General features: G+C 58.1%; 12 protein-coding genes. 7 read left to right on the top strand and 5 right to left on the bottom strand.

Annotated features, from left to right (window positions below; genetic code table 11):
* Positions 1-746: 746 nt before the first annotated feature.
* Positions 747-1,646: a hypothetical protein gene (locus AC1DCM_RS01215; protein WP_477516982.1), complete on the top strand. Its 900-nt coding sequence runs from the start codon at positions 747-749 to the stop codon at positions 1,644-1,646.
* Positions 1,639-2,697 (top strand): NUDIX domain-containing protein, encoded by a 1,059-nt coding sequence (locus AC1DCM_RS01210; RefSeq protein ID WP_477516981.1) that lies wholly within the window; start codon positions 1,639-1,641, stop codon positions 2,695-2,697. The genes AC1DCM_RS01215 and AC1DCM_RS01210 overlap by 8 nt, the downstream gene beginning before the upstream one ends.
* A gap of 544 nt (positions 2,698-3,241) precedes the next feature.
* Here the strand turns inward: AC1DCM_RS01210 and AC1DCM_RS01205 are convergent.
* The gene (locus AC1DCM_RS01205) at positions 3,242-5,089 is read right to left on the bottom strand and encodes an ATP-dependent nuclease (protein WP_477516980.1); all 1,848 of its coding nucleotides are present in this window, start codon (positions 5,087-5,089) and stop codon (positions 3,242-3,244) included.
* Between the two features lie 1,282 nt (positions 5,090-6,371).
* Positions 6,372-7,784 carry a transcciptional activator PmfR gene (gene pmfR, locus AC1DCM_RS01200; RefSeq protein WP_442016831.1) on the bottom strand — a complete coding sequence of 471 codons (1,413 nt, stop codon included), beginning with the start codon at positions 7,782-7,784 and terminating at the stop codon, positions 6,372-6,374.
* 227 nt (positions 7,785-8,011) lie between these two features.
* Here pmfR and AC1DCM_RS01195 point away from each other — a divergent pair, with 227 nt between their 5' ends.
* From AC1DCM_RS01195 to AC1DCM_RS01175, 5 genes are all read left to right on the top strand, one after another.
* Positions 8,012-9,283 carry a flavin monoamine oxidase family protein gene (locus AC1DCM_RS01195; protein ID WP_442016832.1) on the top strand — a complete coding sequence of 424 codons (1,272 nt, stop codon included), beginning with the start codon at positions 8,012-8,014 and terminating at the stop codon, positions 9,281-9,283.
* Positions 9,280-9,630 (top strand): cupin domain-containing protein, encoded by a 351-nt coding sequence (locus AC1DCM_RS01190; RefSeq protein ID WP_442016833.1) that lies wholly within the window; start codon positions 9,280-9,282, stop codon positions 9,628-9,630. The genes AC1DCM_RS01195 and AC1DCM_RS01190 overlap by 4 nt, the downstream gene beginning before the upstream one ends.
* Before the next feature lie 93 nt (positions 9,631-9,723).
* Positions 9,724-11,292 carry an aldehyde dehydrogenase family protein gene (locus AC1DCM_RS01185; RefSeq protein WP_442016834.1) on the top strand — a complete coding sequence of 523 codons (1,569 nt, stop codon included), beginning with the start codon at positions 9,724-9,726 and terminating at the stop codon, positions 11,290-11,292.
* A 221-nt stretch (positions 11,293-11,513) separates the two neighbouring features.
* A complete protein-coding gene (locus tag AC1DCM_RS01180) occupies positions 11,514-12,902 on the top strand; it encodes an NAD-dependent succinate-semialdehyde dehydrogenase (protein ID WP_442016835.1) in 1,389 nt (462 codons plus the stop codon).
* The gene (locus AC1DCM_RS01175; protein ID WP_442016836.1) at positions 12,899-13,126 is read left to right on the top strand and encodes a hypothetical protein; all 228 of its coding nucleotides are present in this window, start codon (positions 12,899-12,901) and stop codon (positions 13,124-13,126) included. The genes AC1DCM_RS01180 and AC1DCM_RS01175 overlap by 4 nt, the downstream gene beginning before the upstream one ends.
* 263 nt (positions 13,127-13,389) lie before the next feature.
* Here the strand turns inward: AC1DCM_RS01175 and AC1DCM_RS01170 are convergent, their stop codons facing one another.
* The 3 genes from AC1DCM_RS01170 to purU all read right to left on the bottom strand — a co-directional run bounded on the left by AC1DCM_RS01170 (position 13,390) and on the right by purU (position 17,819).
* On the bottom strand, positions 13,390-14,325 hold the full coding sequence (locus tag AC1DCM_RS01170) for a bifunctional methylenetetrahydrofolate dehydrogenase/methenyltetrahydrofolate cyclohydrolase (protein WP_442016837.1): 936 nt from the start codon (positions 14,323-14,325) through the stop codon (positions 13,390-13,392).
* A 91-nt stretch (positions 14,326-14,416) separates the two neighbouring features.
* Complete coding sequence (locus AC1DCM_RS01165; protein ID WP_477516979.1) at positions 14,417-16,903, bottom strand: GcvT family protein; 2,487 nt, start codon at positions 16,901-16,903, stop codon at positions 14,417-14,419.
* 52 nt (positions 16,904-16,955) lie between these two features.
* Positions 16,956-17,819 carry a formyltetrahydrofolate deformylase gene (purU, locus tag AC1DCM_RS01160; RefSeq protein ID WP_442016839.1) on the bottom strand — a complete coding sequence of 288 codons (864 nt, stop codon included), beginning with the start codon at positions 17,817-17,819 and terminating at the stop codon, positions 16,956-16,958.
* Positions 17,820-18,077: the final 258 nt, after the last annotated feature.

Here is an 18,077-nt window from a genome sequence, read left to right as displayed (position 1 = left end):
GTGGTCGTTGGTCCTGTGGGTCGTTCTGATAGGAGACCTGCGCGCTGGGGAAGGCCGGAGCAACTTGGGGTACCGGGACAGGGCCGGAAGTTTCAAGAGGAGATTGGCGACGTAGGTGCGCCGAGCGAAATTTCCGGTTTGGGTCCGGCGCGGTAGCGCCCTGGCTGCGCGAAGGGCCACCCAGCGATGATCGGGATATCAGAATGACAAACAGCGTTGTTGCTTCTGCCTATTCATGGGCAGCCCGATGTGCAGCGTCATGACTGAGCGGCCCTAGTCTTCGGCATGTGGCATCGCTTGGCGGGGCCGCTGCGCCGGATGGGCCGGGGGACTGCTTTCAGTCCCCACATATGCGCCATTATCGGCATTCTGTCTATCGGGGTGGAAGCGTCCCGTACCCTATCCGCCAGCGGCACTCCGGCCGCGGATGTCTAAAGCACTGGAAGTCGCTTTAGGGGTGTCGGTCGGCGTTCAGGGGCGCGAGAATTATCGACCACTACGGCTACAACACCGCGCTGCTCCTTGGAGTCACTCGCTGCTTCCGGATAAGTCATGCACGTCGCAAGAGCTCACCCGAGCTATCCCTTCGGCGGATTCGGTCGGGAAGTGCCTGCACCTTTCAGTCATTATCGCATCTTCGTAGATTGGGAAGTTATGTACGAGAATGGCTTCTGTGCAGCCGTGACTGACTACCAGGCAGTGGGTATTCAGCAACTTACAGAGTGCTGGTCGAAGGATGGGATAAATTGAAGGAAATAGTCGTAACCTGGCGAGGTTACTTTATATCGCTACTTGTGTTGGTTGCTGGGCTCGTCTATGTGCGACTGGAACTTTTGCCCGCGTTGGATTCTGAGGTTAAGGTCACGCCACTCACTAGTTTATCGCAAATCATTGATTCGCTCATAGGTGTCACCGCCTCAACAGTAATTTTAATGTTATTCGTGGCTTTCTTTTTTCCAAAGCGTCAACTTGAATTGGGGGCCATGGATCTTCTGTCTCCTTCGCTGATTGCACGCCACTTGAAAGAGTTATTAGACAATGCTAGCAGGTGGAGTTATCGTGGTCATACGGGGCGATATTTTAGAAACAAGGTCTTTCCTGAGCTCAAGAAAAGGGCAAGAAGCGCTGGAGGGCCAACAAACATTTCATTGGAACTTTTGGACCCCAGGGATATCACAACCATATCGAGCTTCGTTGTATACCGAAAGGATATAAGCCCAACAAGGCATGCCAAGTGGACCAACGAAACTGCGAAGATTGAGGTTTTGGCTACGATACTTCTCGTGGCGACGGAAGCCGCCCGGACCACCAACCTTGAGGCGAAGATCTACCTTCGTTCTAGCCTATCGGCTTTCACCACCGATCTTTCCGACAGTGGTTGTGTCATTACGCGTGAAAAGGCCAATCAAGATGCCATCTTCTTTTCCTCAAGGAGCACCTTCTATGGATCGGTTATGGAGGATCTCCAGCTAAGCTCGAAGGCTTGCTCTTTGCTGACGCTGAATGATCTAACAATTACGACACTTTTGGACCTGAAGAGTATTGATGCAGCTCTTAGGCAGTTGGGATTGCGCGATGTTCTAGATCCGGTTCTTGATAAGCAACTGTTGAAAACTATAAAAAAGACAAAGGATCCTTATGCCTGAACCTCAGGATTTACCATCGTGGTTGTCCAGTCAAACTTGGGTCGATTTCTCATCAGAAGTTCTCGGGGCAGAAGAAAATGCCTATGTCCATCCGTACGGCTTCATTGTCGTACGGCTGCCTATTTTCGCCTTTCCGGGTTGGGGAATAAGAGTACATATCTGGCCGGGCCGTGACGCATTCGACCGCTTTGCGGCCCAACGCCGCACGATAGATCAACGTGTACATTCGCATGGATGGACTATCTGGACCAAGGTCTTGCTCGGCAAAGTGGAGCAGGTGAGCTATGTGCTTGCCGATGTCCATTCCTCAGACACGGGTCCAACTTGGGACGCTTACGGGGTTGCCAGCGACATTGGGGTTGGGAAGAGTGTTCTTCGACGCCTGGACCAACGGCTTCGCCCAAAGGAGGTTTCGACGGAAATAAGGTCAGCTGTCGATCCTGCTTTCCTGCTACCTGTCGGTCAGTTTCATGAAACTCGTCCATTTTCGAACGTAGGCTATGCGGTGACACTGGCTGCAACTGAAGAAGTTCAAGGGAACGCTTCCCGCGTTTTGGCCCCTTCGGAATCCGCGGAAGAGCTGGTTAACCGCAGAGAGTCGTTGCCGGACCTCTATTCGGTCGTCAGGGAGCTGGATGCACAGTATTCGACTGAAAGTCCCAATGATCGATGGGTGTCGTTCGTTTACCTTGAGAATGACAGCGCCATTCTTGTGGCTCGGACGCACAGGTACTCTAGCTTTTGGCATCCGGTGGGAGGGCAGGCCGAACCTTCCGATGAAGATCCGCTGGCGACTGCGATCAGGGAGGTCCGCGAGGAAACGGGCATTGTGCTGGATCGGAAGGACCTCAGACCTGTCTCAGTAAGCCCCCGTGATAGGGGGCCCGGAAACATGTATGTCTGGTCGGCGCGAGTGGGTAGTCGCGAGGTACGCGTACAAACGGAGGAACTGATCGAGGTTCGGTGGGAGTCGCATGAGGGGGCCATGAATCTGCCAATGCTTCCCGCGGCTCGCGCAGGGTTGCTCAAGCTTTGCGGTCGTGGGGAATGAAGTACCCATGTCGCATCTGCCGGCGTCACCCACACTAAGCAGGCCTATTCATAAGTCGCGGGTGGCGATCGGTTCCAGCCCTCGAGTTGTAAGTGCGGACTCGCGGGGAACTCCTATCAGCTCCTACGGTTTTCTGAGCGCTCCCTGGTCGTGACACCGGCTATCGGAGTCATCCGGGGGAGTCGTCTCGGACGTATCGGATGGAGATCCTGCGGCCAAGGTTCGGGCCAGCCACGGAGGCGGAAAAGGCAGCCGACGGAATGAAAGATTCTTGCCCTATCCGCGTTGTGACGTTCGCTCCGTCAAATCATCGATTCGGAAGTTTTGACGCTTCTCGCGCCATGTCATCGGTGAAGGCTCGAAATAGATGGGTGCCGGATAGAGGGCGTGCACGATGTGCGCATCCTTCGCCGCCGACTGCCCCGTACAGCCGCCGAACCGGCCCGGATTCCGCATGTTTCCGCGTCTTCCTAGCAATGATAAGGCCGGGAATCGCGTTCGAGTCCAACCTCTGCCACAGTATTTGGCAGTAATACAAGAAGTGTTAACGCGACACTGGCCACCCATCCGCTGTTTGGTTAGCGCGAGAAGTTAGCGGCACTGCGACGGCAAGCAACTGGCGCACGTGCTCTTGGACTTTCGGTGACCTCTGCAAGTCCGCCTCAAACGCGGCCGGCAACCAGTTCTTGCCCTTGTAAGCTCCCAGCTCGTGGCCAAAGCTTTCGAGCTCACCCGCACGTACAACGACGAAGTTTCGCTTTGCAAGGCCGTCGAGAAGCCGTCTTACCGCCTCGGCGTTGCCTTTATTCCTTCGCATGAGTTCATCCACGCCGTGATGCTTGACTTCGTCCCACGGCCTGCTGGGCGCACGCAGGGCCTCGGCGACAGCCTTCTTTGCATCTCCATCGTAGAGCGCGAGATGATTGTCCTTCAGAATCCGGTCGAAAACCTTCTTCACCCTAAGATTGACTGCGGCCAAAGGTTCGGCGCTTATTGCATCATTGAGTGGTTTGATGGCGGTCAGCCAGTCGCTCGCGAGATCGGCCCAGGATTGGCCTAGGGATTCCAAGATGTTCTTGAGCACAGAATCGTTGTCCAGGACATCGAGATCCGCGCAGACCATGACGGGCACGTTCAAGGATCTCAGAGCTTTCGCGACGCGCGGCATCGAGCTAGTCCCCGAAGTTGGGATAAAGAGGATCTCGGTCACTGGCAGGGGCAAGCGGCCGCCGTCGGATTCAGGACTTGCGCTATCGTGGGCATCGATTGCCGCCTCGTAGAACCGGCAATCACGTTCAGCTTCGGCCAGGATAACAACCTCATGGAAAAGCCCGTCAAGCACGTGGCTGTACTTCAGGACTGGATCCTTCATGACGTCGCGTAGGTCTCCCGAACGCAGTTGATGGGCTCTGGCCGTGTTGGAGGCATCGCGAACTAATCTCACCACTGAGAGCGGAGCATCCGCGTTGACCAATCCGGCCAGCAGGTGACGATCATGAGTTGCCAAAACGACCTGTACATTCTTGGCGCCGGCAATTCTGCCAAGTTCCTGCCCCAGTGCGAATGCTTGAGGAGGGTGGAGGAATGCTTCTGGTTCATCGATGATGAGAACAGGGTATGTTGCTGTAACTAGAGGAATAAGGATGTTCATCAGGCTACGCATCCCATCGCCTTGCTCATTGAGCAAGGGAAGCGAGTTTACCTCCGTCTGGTAGGCCGTGGCGTCATCGTGGCGGCCTTCCGGATAGGGGACAGTCGTCGCCCCAACTCTCAGAACCGTGTGCTGGTTAAGGTCATCATGAACGATCCGTTGCTTCAGGATCTTGTAGGTGATGGCGTTGAGTTCATCCATCAACGATGTGCTGCCTGACAGCATTTGCAAAGCATCTTCAGGCGGTCCAAGTACAAGTTCCTTCCGCATAGATCCCCTGATCTCGCGGTCACCGGAGCGCAGGAACTTTACGAAGAAGTCGGCGGGGAATGCGCTGCTGGGGCTATATCCAACGTGGCTTTGAAGGGACCGGACCTCTACCGTCGCTCCTAGCCTGCTGAAGATGGGACCAGTGTGATCCAACGTCATGAGATGCGCATTCCGGGCTAGCCAGTCGGCGTAGTCCTCCAGTTCACCGTCGTTGATGACCTCAACAGACCCGATAATCCTAGGGGCTGCGTGGCTTCGGGCGATAAGATGGGCGTTCAACTCGGCCAAGAGAGTCGACTTGCCGCAGTTGTTTGCGCCGACGACTACGGTCACGCCGGGGTGGTCCAAATGAATCTGGTCACCGCTGAACAATGTGAAAGATCGGATGCCGACCCTAACGTTGTCAGCGCGGCCTCTGGTCACACCGAAGCTCTCCAAAACTTCATCGATCCTCATTTGTTCTGATTCCATCCCAGAAACCTATCGGTTCTAGAGAGTCAGGCCGCAACACGACACCCGATGCCGAACGCCAAGCACGAAGGGCATGAGCGGCGGCTGATCTCTCTTGGCTCTTATGAGTGGGGTCAGAATTGCGCCAAACAGCAACTAGGCAGAACCCGGAGCATGTTGTTCGTTTGCGATCTAGGGTTACCCGTGATGGCTGGTGGCACCGGGGGAGTCTCATTGAGCATGGGTTGGGTTAGGCAAGTCAACCGTGCGTCACGACTCCGAAGGCGGAACGAACCGCATGCCCTGTGTGCGCCGCGAAACGAATGGCAGTAATGACCCTGTGGGGAGCGGGTCGGGACGTTGTTGGAGCTCTCGGTGAGTGTCTCAGAGTGTCTTGTAACGTCATGTTGCCCGTGGGTCGAATCGCTATGAACGTGTGAAGGAAGGAAATCTAATGAAGGGTCTTTGCTCAACCCCTACGGGAAGTTCCGGTAGCCGCGGTGTGCCGGGCGTCTCCTTCGTTGTGCGTCGTGTTTCGTGGGCCGCGGTCGGGGTCCCGGCAATCACCGACAGCGGCAAAAAGGAGGTGTGGACAATGTCCACACCTTCCACCACGGACTGCCTCGTACAACCGCCGGACTGCCCCGGATTCCGCACGTTTTCGCCATTTCCCAGTGTTCGCAAGGCCTGGAATCCCGTTCGAGTCCCACCTCGGGCACGGCATAACCCCTCGTCAGAGGGGTTTTTGCTTTTAAGTGTGTACAAAGCTTGACATGTACCTCTGCCTCAATGTCCCGGATGGTGCCTGGCCGCCGGGTGCGGCCTGTTCAGTTGGGGTGGGGGAGCGGGCTCAGTGCCCTGGCTGGTGGGCGCTCCGCTGGCTCTGAGCTGGGGTCATGTCGATTCCTTCTTTCGGTTCTGTCCGGTAGGTCTGGAGTGGCCTACACATGTTCATGGGCTAATGGATTAGATACGACATGACTTCGATGGATTTTTGTTTCGTCGGTTTCAGCCATGAGATTTCCGTGCCTGTGCCGGTGGCGAAGAGTCGCTTTGTCGGGCCAAAGGGGGTGTGTACAGTGTGCACACTTAAGTCTGTTTTGTTTCTGACCACGGTCTGCTCTCTTTCTTGCCGTCACGTGTTCATTCCGCTCGCCGGATATGACGACATGACCAKGCGAAAACCATGGCGCTGTTCCGGCGCTTCGCTGTCTCGAATCCGTCGGACTGTCAGGATGAGGTCTATGACCTCGGGTGTAGTGCGGCCTGACGCTTGCACCGAATCGTAATAGCCCCTGTGCTGCTATCCATTCACTGGCGGATAGGACAGCCATGCTTGATAGGCAAGCCAGAGGGCGGCGAAGTCGGCCGATGACGACGTATCTCTTCCGGTTGTCTCTTTGATTTTTGACAGTCGGTAAGACAGCGTCTGGCGGTGGATTCCCAGTTCTGCCGCCGTTTCGTTCCATCGGCGGTCATTTTCGAGAAAACTGAAGAGCGTGTTCCGCAGGGCCGTTGTTTTCGGATCGGCGGCTGCCAGTTCTCCGAGCACTTGCTGGATGATGCCAGCCGCTTCTTTCCTTGATCTGGCCAGGAGCGATATCGGTGCCCCTGAAAAGTCTACCCAGTTGTCGTTGGCCCCACCGGAGGATAGGACTTTATAAGCTTCCTCGGCTGCGACTTTTGCATCCCGGACATCCATATATGTCGAGGACGCTGCGGCGCGGATGCCGAGGTCTTCGATGAGTTTGCGCGTGTCGGAAAGAGACGGCTCGGGAGCCATCAGAAAGTATGATTTCCGTCCCGCTCCCGTAAGGACGGGCAGCGCGGCGATAGAAATCGCCCTTGCTGCTTTCGGCCCATCGTCGGTTTTGATGGCGACGATCTTGTACCCTTCAGTCATGGCGCTGGGCTTGAGGACATCATCGATATTCTCAGGAATGCGTCCTTCCAAAATCGCTTCGAGCATGATCCTGTAGCGCTCCGCGCGTTCCCGGATCGAAGTCAACAGTTGGCTCACGGCCACGTCCACGACCTGAAGAATGTGAATCAGCAGAAAACTGCTGATTTCCTCACCAGGGTATTCCCCAACCAGCAGTTTGACGCCACGCTCGCCGGGAAGTGTGTAGGAGCGTTGCCGTGCGGTTGAGGTCAGTGAGGGGAGCGGTGGTCCTTCTAGGATGGTCAGGCCGCTATGGACGTCCTGGACTGTAAGTCGAGACCTGAAAAGGGCTTGCAAGTCGTCTATGAGGCGTTCGGGGTCCGCGTGCGCGTAAGTTGAAAGCTGGTATAGCTTGCTGAGCTTGAGGACTTGAAGTGTTTGTGTGGTGGCTGTGGCAGCCGCGACGGTGCGGCCTATTGCAGCAAACGGTGTTTCCTCGGCTGTCAGAAGGACAGGAAAGCCCAATTTATCGGCTTCATCCAGGAGCTCTTGCGTCAGTGCCGGGAGACTGGGGTGGTCGCCGAGGGCCACGCCCGCAAGACCGGCCTCATGCAGCCTGCGGATGAACTCGCTTTGATCTTCAGCTCCTTGCGGAACGCACAGACCGACGGTCATGAGGAGTTCGTGGGGACCGAGCCACCGCGCCGGGTCGTTGAGTTCACAGCTGTGGGCCCAAAGGACTTGGCGTTCGAGACCGCTCGCGCCGGCGAGTACGCGGGTTCCCAAGCTTTGAGTCTCCACGAGGTCGTTGACCGTCAGCACTGACTGTTCCATCTCTAAAACATTACACCTATACTAATAGGCCTCAAAATTCTTACTTCTGTACGATACATCTCTGATGTTGCGGTCATTACTGTGAGTCACACAACAACAAAACTCATCAAAGGAGATGACTCAGACATGGCCTCAGATATTGCCCCTTCCTCCGCGGTGCGGGCCGCAGCGTGGAGAAGTGGTGTCCGGGCGCGCGTAACCCTGGCCCGTTGGATGGAGGTTGCATCATGAGCGCACTTCGTGAAGGTTCGCGCGTCGCGGTACTGGGCGCCGGACTCGCCGGTCTGGCAGCTGCCACGCAGCTGAAAGCCGATGGATTCGATGTAACCGTTTTCGAGGCTCGGGACCGGTCCGGTGGCCGTGTATGGTCAGAGACAATTACTGCCGGCCACGACCGGCCCTGCGTCATCGAGCGAGGCGCGGAGTTCGTCTTGCATGGCTACACGACGATGCGGCGGTTACTGGATTTGACCGGTCTTTCGCTCGTGGACACCGGCATGAGCTACTACGTTCGAGCGTTGGCGGACACTCCCGAAATCAGCACCCAGGACGTGGTCGAAGCAGGCCGGGCTGCTGCAACCATCGCCCGGACTTACCCATCCCCGCCATCAGCAGAAACCGTCCTGCAACGCTTGGAAGGCAACGACCGGCTCGTTGATGCACTCCGCGGGCGCATCGAAATCTCAACCGCCGTTGCGGCAGATCAAGTCAGCGCTGACACTCTTGAGCACATAGCTTCTTTCGAACCACGCCCGAGCTGGAGAATAAGCGGCGGAAACCAGGAACTCCCAAGGGCCCTGGCCGCACGTCTTGGCACTGCTGTACGCTACCGGGAATCCGTTCACTCCGTGACCGACCTCGGGGACGAAGTACTCGTGGAAACATCGACCGGCAGTGCCGTCTACGATGCAGTTGTTGCAGCCCTTCCGTTATCTATCGTGCGTGACCCGTCCGCGATTGCTATATCGGTTCCCGGGTGGAAGAAAGCTGCACTGAACCGGGTCCTGCAAGGACATGCCGCAAAGCTTCACCTTCCCTTGAAGTCCGTCCCAAAAACCAGTGCGGTTATGTCGACGAACGGTCGGTTCTGGACTTGGACTGCTTTGGATAACACAGGCACGGTCACTCCTGTACTCAATTCTTTCATGGGCTCCCCTGGGGCCTTGGATCGTGCACAAGGCGACGGGGATTTCAACGCCTGGATCACCCATGCCCGGTACATTCGCCCGGAACTGGACTTCAGCGACAGCGAGGCCGTAACCACCGTTTGGCGCAACGACCCTCTCGCACGCGGTGCTTACGGCGCTTTCGCCCCTGGCGGCGGAAAACAGGATTCAGAAGAGCTCGAACGCCCTGTGGGCAGCATTTTCTTCGCAGGTGAATACGCTGATCCGGACTTCACCGGACTGATGGAAGGTGCACTGCGCAGCGGCGAACGCGCAGCGGCCAGGATCCGAACCGCTGTTCGGGGCCCAAAGGCCGAGGCGGTCAGCGCATGACCACGGCAGTAACAACGACGGATGATATCCAGTGGCCGGCACCTGTCGCTATCAGTCCCGAACGCGTTATTTCGGGAGAGCCGGCAGCCAGCACGCTGGTGCTCTATAGCGATCCCACCACGGACTCTGGGCTTTGGAAGGTCGCTCCCGGCGAATTCACCACCAAACTGACCGGCTACCGGGAGTTCATCCACATCATAGAGGGCCATGGGCAACTCATCGAGGACACAGGGCAGGAAATAGAGCTCCGGACCGGGACCGTTGTGGCCCTCCCGGAAGGATGGACGGGCCGGTGGAAGGTACAAAGAGAGCTCGTGAAGTCGTATTCCATCGTCCGGACAAAGTAGGGCTTTCACCAACAAACCAACCATCGACACCAGCTTGGCCTCTCCACTCGCTTTACTTCTTACCTCACCAATGAACAACGTAAGGAATCACTCATGAATGCCAATCTCGAATTCGCTCGAGTCAGCAACACCTTTTTCCATAACGGGGAATACGTCCCCGCAGAGCAGGGCCGAGACGTCGTGGATCCCTCCAACAACAAAGTCATCGGCCAAATGGCCGAGGTCGGCCACGACGACATCGAAGCCGTTGTCGCCACAGCCAACGCCGCCCAGAAAGCCTGGTACGCCCGGACTGCACTTGAGCGCGCGGAGATCCTCCACGAAGTAGCCGCTGAGATCAAGAAGCTCACTCCCGAAATCGCGGAACTTCTCACCCTTGAAACCGGCAAGCCCTACAAGGAAAGCGCCGACGAATTGATGTGGTCGGTCTCGGCAGTGGACTACTACGCAGAACTTGGCCGGCACTCCATTGGCTCGGTTCTTGGCTCTACCGTTCCTGGGCAGACCCACTACACGCTGAAAGAACCCATGGGTACGGTGGTGAGCATCCTGCCCGCGAACTTCCCGATCCTGCTGTTCATCTGGTCCGCTGCCGCCGCCTTGGCAGCGGGTAACTCCGTGATCGTCAAGCCCTCGGAAAACGCCTCACTGACCACTCTTTCCTTCATGCGGGCCTTCCGTCACCTGCCAGCCGGACTGGTCCAGTGCGTCTCCGGTGGAGCCGACACCGCAAAGCAGCTCGTTTCCCACAAAAATACCCACATGATCGCCTTCACCGGCAGCGTCGCCACTGGCCAGGCCGTTTCTCGTGCCTGTGCCGAACACTTCAAGCCGCACCTCATTGAAGCCTCGGGCAGTGACGCTTTCCTGGTGATGCCGTCTGCTCCCATTGACGTCGCCGCCCGCGCGGCAACCTTTGCGTCCTTCTTTAACGCTGGCCAGGTCTGCACCTCTGCCGAGAAGATCCTCGTCCACGAAGACGTCTACGAGCAGTTCATGGAAGCCTTCATCGCCAACGTCAAGCAGCTGCGCATCGGACACGGCCTCGACAAGGTCGATTTCGGCCCCATGGAAAACGCACGAGAGGTTGCCCGTGTTGAACAGCTCGTAGCCCGGGCCGTCGAACAAGGCGCCACCGTCACTCTCGGCGGAAACAGGCTCAACCTCGGTGGGGAACTGCAGGACGGGTTCTTCTACGCACCCACCATTCTTGAAGGATTGCGCCCTGACATGGACCTCTTCACCACTGAGGTCTTCGGACCAGTCGCTCCGGTGTACAAGGTCTCCAGCTTCGAAGAGGCCCTGAAAGTCGCCAACGACTCCCCGTTCGGCCTTGGCGCCACGTTGTACTCCAAGGACGTCGAAGAAATCACCCGGGCCACCAACGAAATCGTCAGTGGCATGGTCTGGATCAACGCTCCGATTCTCGACAATGACGCAGGCCCCTTCGGTGGTCGTAAGATGTCCGGCATCGGCCGCCAACTCGGTGCCGAGGGCCTGGATACGTTCCGTCACACCAAGCTCGTCATGATCGACCCGGCAGCTTCCAGCCACGACTTCTGGTGGTTCCCCTACCAGGACAAGGAAGCCTGGCAGGGTGCCCAGACCAGCGAAGAATCTGCTGACCAGAGCTCCCACTCATATGCAGCTGCAGGAGCCTGACCCTAGGACACCTGAGGTCATCGGACCACAAGTTCTCAACCTTGTTGGCACGGCCGCACGGATGACCTCTTTGGTGCGACGGAACTGGTAAACCAGCCCAAGCTGCCGCCGTGTTCTGACTGATAAGCGCAGCCGGAACACGGCGGCGGAGTACTTTCCCGCGGTTGCCCGGACTGGTCCAACAACGGGACATTTATCCGCTTTCCCAAAGGAAGAATCCCATGATCTCCACGATCAACCCGGCTACGGGCAAACAACTGCAAACATTCGATACGCACTCAAACTTCCAGCTGGACGGGATCCTCACTGCCGCCGTTGATGCTCAGAGGGCCTGGCGGCTCATACCGGTAGAGGATCGCGTGCAAATCCTTCGGAACACAGCCAAGATCCTGCGTGAGAATGTCAACGAATATGCGCATCTGATCACCCTTGAAATGGGTAAGCCCATTTCCGAGGCCAGGGCCGAAATTGAAAAGTCTGCCGCTACGGCGGACTTCTACGCGGAAAATGCTGCGAGATTCTTGGATTTCGAATCCATTGACGCAGGTGTTCAAGAGAGCGGCGTCGCCTACGAGCCCCTGGGCGTGGTGCTGGCCATCATGCCTTGGAACTACCCCTTCTGGCAATTTTTCCGTTTCGCGCTTCCTGCGCTGGCAGCTGGAAACGGGGTAATCCTCAAACACGCGAACAACGTTCCACGCTCGGCGTTGGCTATTCAGGACATCCTGGACAGGGCAGGCTTGGCGCCCGGCCTCTGTGCCACGGTCCTGATCGAACCGGAGCGGGTCGCTGACATCATTGCCGACGACAGGATCGCCGCCGTCGCGCTGACGGGCTCCACTCAGGTTGGTGCCATCGTTGCTTCGCAGGCCGGAGCGGCGTTGAAAAAGCAGGTTCTGGAACTCGGCGGTTCCGACCCGTTCATCGTTCTGTCGGACGCCGATATCAAGGAAGCGGCCCGGACGGCAGTCAAGGCCCGTTTCACCAACGCCGGCCAGGCCTGCATCAATGCCAAACGCTTCATCATTGCCGACGACATCGCTGACGAGTTCGTTGCTGAATTTGTAATCCAAGCCCGGGAACTGATTCTCGGTGACCCGCTGGACCCTGCAACCGATATCGGCCCCATGGCCAGGGAGAACCTCCGGGCCACGCTCCACGATCAGGTCAAACGTACCCTGGAAGCCGGTGGACGGCTCCTGCTGGGAGGAGAGCTTCCTGCAGGGTCTGGCTATTACTACCCGCCAACCATCATCGATCGTGTCGTCCCGGGGCAGGCGGCTTTCGACGAAGAGACTTTTGGCCCGGTCGCTGCCATTACCCGTGCCGCGTCCACCGAAGAAGCGATCGTGTTTGCCAACCAGACAGAATTCGGACTGGCGGCCTCATTGTGGACCAAGGACACAGACAAGGCCAGGGACATTGTGCGCCGCCTCGACGCTGGAGCGGTCTTTATCAACGGCATGGTGGTCTCAGACCCACGCCTGCCATTTGGCGGCATCAAGAAATCCGGTTATGGACGCGAACTCGGTCGTCACGGCATCCGCGAATTCACCAACATGAAGACCCTCTGGATCGCTCCCCGCACAGAAGGAACCGAGCAGCCATGAGCCGAACCACGGCCGCGGATCGCGCCCGGACCAATGAAATCTCCGACTGGAAGGAGCTGACTCTTGGCCAGCCAGTACTTGTCGATCCCGGCGATGGCCGGATCACCCGCGCCGTCGTGGACGCGCTCTTCGAAGATGGAAGCATCATCTGGCTCCGGAGCGAACCCATCGGATGGAGTTCCCTGCACCTGAGCGAAGATCTGCTGACCCTCTACAGAGTCTGACACAAAACAGCAGCAGCGCGGGCCGTAAAAGACCCGCGCTGCTGCTGTTTGATCCCCAGGTTCATTTCCAAAGGCAGGAGCCGATTTATGGCCAGGGCAGTGACAACGAAAGTGCCCCGCTTCCTCAGAAGCGGGGCACTTCGCTGTGGCGGACCGATCCATGCCCGACCGCCGGTATTCGTCGTTATGCTCAGCGGGAGTAGTGAGCTTGTTGCGAGCCTGCGCAGCCGCTGGGGACGACGAAGCATGGGTTGATGGTCAAATTAGTCTGCGCTCAAGGCCATTCGTGCAGCAATGTCCACGACATTGACCAGCAACATAGCCCTGGTCATCGGTCCAACGCCGCCGGGGTTCGGGGAGTACCAGCTCGCTACAGCGTCGGCCCCGGACTCAACATCACCCTGGAGCTTGGACTTACCGGTAGCATCGTCCACTGTTCTTGATACACCAACGTCAAGGACTACCGCGCCCGGTTTGAGCTGGTTGGTCTTGACCATCCCCGGCACTCCGGCCGCGGCAACGACAACGTCAGCGCGGGAGATGAGTTTGCCCAGATCGGCCGAGCCTGTATGGGCAAGTGTCACCGTGGCGTTGACGGCGCGGCGAGTAAGCAACAGGCCAAGCGGCCGGCCAACGGTCACACCACGACCGATCACAAGCACTTCCAAGCCTTGCAACGCGATCCCATGCCGGGACAGGAGCTCAACGATGGCACTGGGTGTGCAGGGTAGGGGAGAGTCGATCGAACCTGCGACATTCAGCACGAGCCGGCCAAGGTTAATCGGGTGCAGACCGTCGGCGTCCTTTTCGGGCGAGATCTTTTCCAGGACAGCGTTCTGATCAATGTGCGCCGGCAGCGGGAGCTGGACAATGTATCCGGTCGTGCCCGGGTCAGCGTTGAGTTCATCCAGGACCGTTTCCAACTCGTCCTGTGAAATGTCAGCGGGAAGATCTTTGCGGATTGATTCGATACCCACTTCTGCGCAATCGCGGTGCTTACCGGCCACATACGAGTGGCTCGCAGGATCATCCCCGACCAGGACCGTGCCCAGGCCTACGGCCGCGCCGGCTTCCTTCAATGCGGCTACTCGTTCGGCGAGCTCGCCCTTGATGGTTCCAGCCATGGCTTTACCGTCCAGGACGCGGCCCAAACCGTGGTGGGCAACGGAGTTTTCCCGTTCCAATACGTTCTCTGACATCGGTCATTCCTTTCATGGGGCACCGGGATTCACCCGGGCAGGCATTGTGTCCGCAGCTCCTGATGGAGCTGCGGACGTGGTTGCGAGACTCTTAGCCGCGGAGACGTTCGCCCTTAGGGTCGTAGAACGGACGCCGGGAAACAGTTGCCGGGTAAAGCTGGCCCTTGCACTGCACTTTGAACGAACCAGTTAGGTCCGTGTCCGGCTCGATTGCTGCGATTCCCACGGCCCTCCCCAGCGTGTGCCCGTAGCTTCCGCTGGTCATCCTGCCAACGGGGACGTTATTGCAGTAGACGGTCTCGTCGTGGACAAACACCGGCTCGGGGTCTTCAAGTGCGATGTAGACGGTCCGATGCTCCGGGGCTGAAGGATCGAGTTTAAGCAACGCATCTTTCCCAACGAACTCGCCAGGCTTGTCCAGAGCAACGGTGAAACGAAGAGCTGCCGAATACGGATCATCGATCGGGCCGATGTCGTGGCCCAGGTGCCTGAACCCCTTCTCACTGCGGAGAGAGTCCAGCGCGTGGTAGCCGGCCAAACGGATGCCCAGGTCTTGGCCCGCTTCCCAGAGAGCGTCAAAAATGTTTACAGCCAGGTCTGCGCTGGGGTAAAGCTCGTAGCCGAGTTCACCGACGAAGCTGACCCGTAAGCTGTACGCGTATCCATCGGCGATTTCTACGGTACGGCCGTGTGTGTACCCTTGGGCTTCATCCGACCAGTCCTCCGGGGAGATACGGGAAAGCAGCTCCCGGCTCTTGGGCCCCATGACTCCGATGGTGGCCAAGGCGGCTGTGCAATCAAACACTGATGCGGCTCTGCCCTTTGCGAGACGCTTCAGATACGCCAGCGATTTTTGTTGTGTGAAGGAAGGGGTCACGACCAGGAACCGGTCCTCTCCCAGGCGGGTGATGGTGCCGTCGAGCTCAATTCCTGCGGCGTTGTTGAGGAACAGTGTGTAGACAGCTTTGTTCACCTCAACGTCAATGTCGGCTGTGGCAGCCTGCTGGCACACGGCCAACGCGTCGGGGCCGGCGACCTCAAACTTTGCGAAAGGGCTCAGGTCGAACAAAACCACACCTTCGCGCGCGGCCTTGTGTTCCTCCGCGACCCTCGAGAACCAGTTGGCGCGACCGTAGCTGTAGTCATAGGCAGGCTGTGTCCCCGGATCCCCATACCAGTTCGCGCGTTCGCCACCATTGACTTCCCCGAAACACGCCCCGAGTTCGGCCAACCGGTGGTGGAGAGGCGTCCGGCGTACATTCCGTGCCGTCTCCATCTGCAGGTTCGGCCAGTGCATGGCATAAAGCCGACCGAGACCTTCCTTGGTCCGGGCCTGCAGGTACTTGCGGCTGTTCTGATGGCGCGAAAAGCGCTGGACGTCGACACTGGAAGAATCAAAGCGGGTAGCTCCTGAGATGATCCAATCAGCAAGCTCTTTACCGACCCCAGGGGCGAAAATGATGCCCTGGGAATTGAAACCAGCAGCGACGTAGAGGCTGGCAACTTCCGAGGTCTCCCCAATGGCGAAGTTCGCATCGGGAGTGAAACTCTCTGGTGCGTTGAGGAAACGGTCATATCCGGCCGTGGACAGCATCGGGACAGTGGTTTCAGCTTTCGCCCGGATCGGTGCGAAATGATGCCAGTTAGGATCAAATTCGGCAAAACCGGTTGTCGAGATGTCTTCTACCGGGCGGGGGAGCCCGTCCGGTTCGAAGGCGCCAACCAACAGGCTGCCTTGTTCGTGGCGAAGATAGTAGCTGCTGTCGAGATCGCGGAAAACGGGCAGCTCGGGCGCGGCACCATCTATCGGGCCGGACCGGACATGTACGTGCTCGGCGGCGTACAGCGGCACATGAACTCCGGCGCTGCGGGCCAGGTCCCGTGTCCACAGTCCACAAGCCAGAACCACCCGGTCGCACTCGACAATGCCCTGAGTCGTGCGGACGCCCACGACCTTGTCGTCCTCCTGCAGGATCTTCTCGACCGTCACGCCTTCGCGGATCTGCGCGCCCAGCTGGTGAGCCAGCTTGGCGAATGCGATGGTGGCGTAGCCAGGGTTGATGTGTCCGTCATCTGGAAGCAGCAATGCGCCGAGAACCCCTGCATGGCTGGCCAAGGGCCATACGTCTGCAAAGCGTTCTTCGCTGAGCAGTTCGGTGCGGACACCCTGCTGGTCGGCGACGTCTTTGGCGTAAAGGATCTCATCGAGGCGCCCAGGTGTGCGGGCGACGCTCAGAGATCCGCATCGTTGGAAGGACACGTCAATGCCGGACATCTCCTCGAGCTGGGCGTACATCTCCAGGCCGTACTTGGCCAGCTTGGTCAGAGTGGAGGAGCCGCGCGCCCCTGTCACAAGACCGGCCGCGTGCCATGAGGTTCCGCTGCCGAGAACGTTGCTTTCGAGCAGCAGAACGTCGTTGTCACCTGCTGCTACCAGGTGGTACGCGATGCTGCTGCCTACGATCCCACCACCGACGACGACCGTCCGTACCCGTTGGGGCAGGGGATCCCGGGATGAGTCTGTAAAAGCTTTTGCACTGATGGTGCGGTCGACGAGGCGGTCCATGGTAATACTCACTTCTCTTCGGGTGGGTGCCCCCTGGAAGGGGCGCAGGGATGTCGTTGGTTCGTCAGTTGAAGACAACAGTGCGGTTGCCGTTAAGCAGGACTCGTTGTTCGGCGTGCCACTGGACGGCTCGTGCCAGGGCAAGGCGCTCGGCGTCCTGCCCGGTGATTGCCAGTTGAGCGGGGCTGTAGTCGTGGCCTACACGAAGCACTTCCTGCTCGATGATCGGGCCTTCGTCGAGTTCAGCTGTCACATAGTGTGCGGTGGCCCCGACAAGCTTGACGCCGCGGTCGAAAGCCTGGTGGTAGGGCTTGGCGCCCTTAAAGCCGGGAAGAAACGAGTGATGGATATTGATTGCCTTGCCGGCAAGTTCGCTGCAGAGGTCATCGCTGAGTACCTGCATGTACCGGGCCAGAACAGTCAAGTCCACCTGGTGTTCGGCGAGCAGCGCCAGAAGCTTCTCCTCTGCTGCCCGTTTTGTTTCTGGGGTGACCGGGATATGGAAGAACGGGATGCCGTTCGCCTCGGCCACCGGCTGCAGGGTCACATGGTTGGACGCGATGAAGGGGAAGTCAACCTTTAGCTGTCCTGCCCTCCAGCGAAAGAGCAGGTCGTTGAGGCAGTGCTCAGCCTTCGAGACAAGGAGCGCAATCCGTGGCCTGTTGGTAGCGTCGGACATGGTCCAATTCATGGCATATTCATCGGCCGTTGCTTGAAAAGCCGCCCTCAAGTCGCCGATGGCGACGGAAGACGGGTAGCTCGCTTGGACGCGCATGAAGAAGCGATTTATTGATGCGTCATCAAACTGCTGGCTGGCAAGGATGTTGCAGCCTTGTTCGACCAGAAAACCTGAAACGGCATGGACGATACCGACAGTGTCCTGACAGCTGAGAGAGAGAATCACTTCTCGTGTGGGATCGTGCTCCATAGGTTGCTCCTAGGGGAAGCCCATCAAAGCAGGGGGTACGTGAAGAAACGCCAACCGCGATGGGGGAGAATGTCGAATCAGCGAATAGTGGGCTAACAGCTGAGTACCTTCGAATTTAGATGAGCCGGAATGGCATCTCCATACTGTAAATGTCAGAAAAATCGGACCTTCTTATATCAATGCAAGATGATTCGAAGAGTAGGGGTGGAACGGTTTCTCGTCATCGTCCCCGGGAAGGTGCTGCAGCAGGGGACGTTC

It is taken from the genome of Paenarthrobacter sp. 10N417, from assembly GCF_056394745.1.
The sequence above is the reverse complement of the archived record's forward strand: the minus strand, read 5'-3'. Positions and strand labels throughout refer to the sequence as shown.

What these genes read in the sequence shown, in the direction of transcription:
- AC1DCM_RS01210 (WP_477516981.1), top strand. Translation starts at nt 1,639, where the DNA reads ATGCCTGAACCTCAGGATTTACCATCGTGGTTGTCCAGTCAAACTTGG.
- AC1DCM_RS01205 (WP_477516980.1), bottom strand. Translation starts at nt 5,089, where the DNA reads ATGGAATCAGAACAAATGAGGATCGATGAAGTTTTGGAGAGCTTCGGT.
- pmfR (WP_442016831.1), bottom strand. Translation starts at nt 7,784, where the DNA reads ATGGAACAGTCAGTGCTGACGGTCAACGACCTCGTGGAGACTCAAAGC.
- AC1DCM_RS01195 (WP_442016832.1), top strand. Translation starts at nt 8,012, where the DNA reads ATGAGCGCACTTCGTGAAGGTTCGCGCGTCGCGGTACTGGGCGCCGGA.
- AC1DCM_RS01190 (WP_442016833.1), top strand. Translation starts at nt 9,280, where the DNA reads ATGACCACGGCAGTAACAACGACGGATGATATCCAGTGGCCGGCACCT.
- AC1DCM_RS01185 (WP_442016834.1), top strand. Translation starts at nt 9,724, where the DNA reads ATGAATGCCAATCTCGAATTCGCTCGAGTCAGCAACACCTTTTTCCAT.
- AC1DCM_RS01180 (WP_442016835.1), top strand. Translation starts at nt 11,514, where the DNA reads ATGATCTCCACGATCAACCCGGCTACGGGCAAACAACTGCAAACATTC.
- AC1DCM_RS01175 (WP_442016836.1), top strand. Translation starts at nt 12,899, where the DNA reads ATGAGCCGAACCACGGCCGCGGATCGCGCCCGGACCAATGAAATCTCC.
- AC1DCM_RS01170 (WP_442016837.1), bottom strand. Translation starts at nt 14,325, where the DNA reads ATGTCAGAGAACGTATTGGAACGGGAAAACTCCGTTGCCCACCACGGT.
- purU (WP_442016839.1), bottom strand. Translation starts at nt 17,819, where the DNA reads ATGGAGCACGATCCCACACGAGAAGTGATTCTCTCTCTCAGCTGTCAG.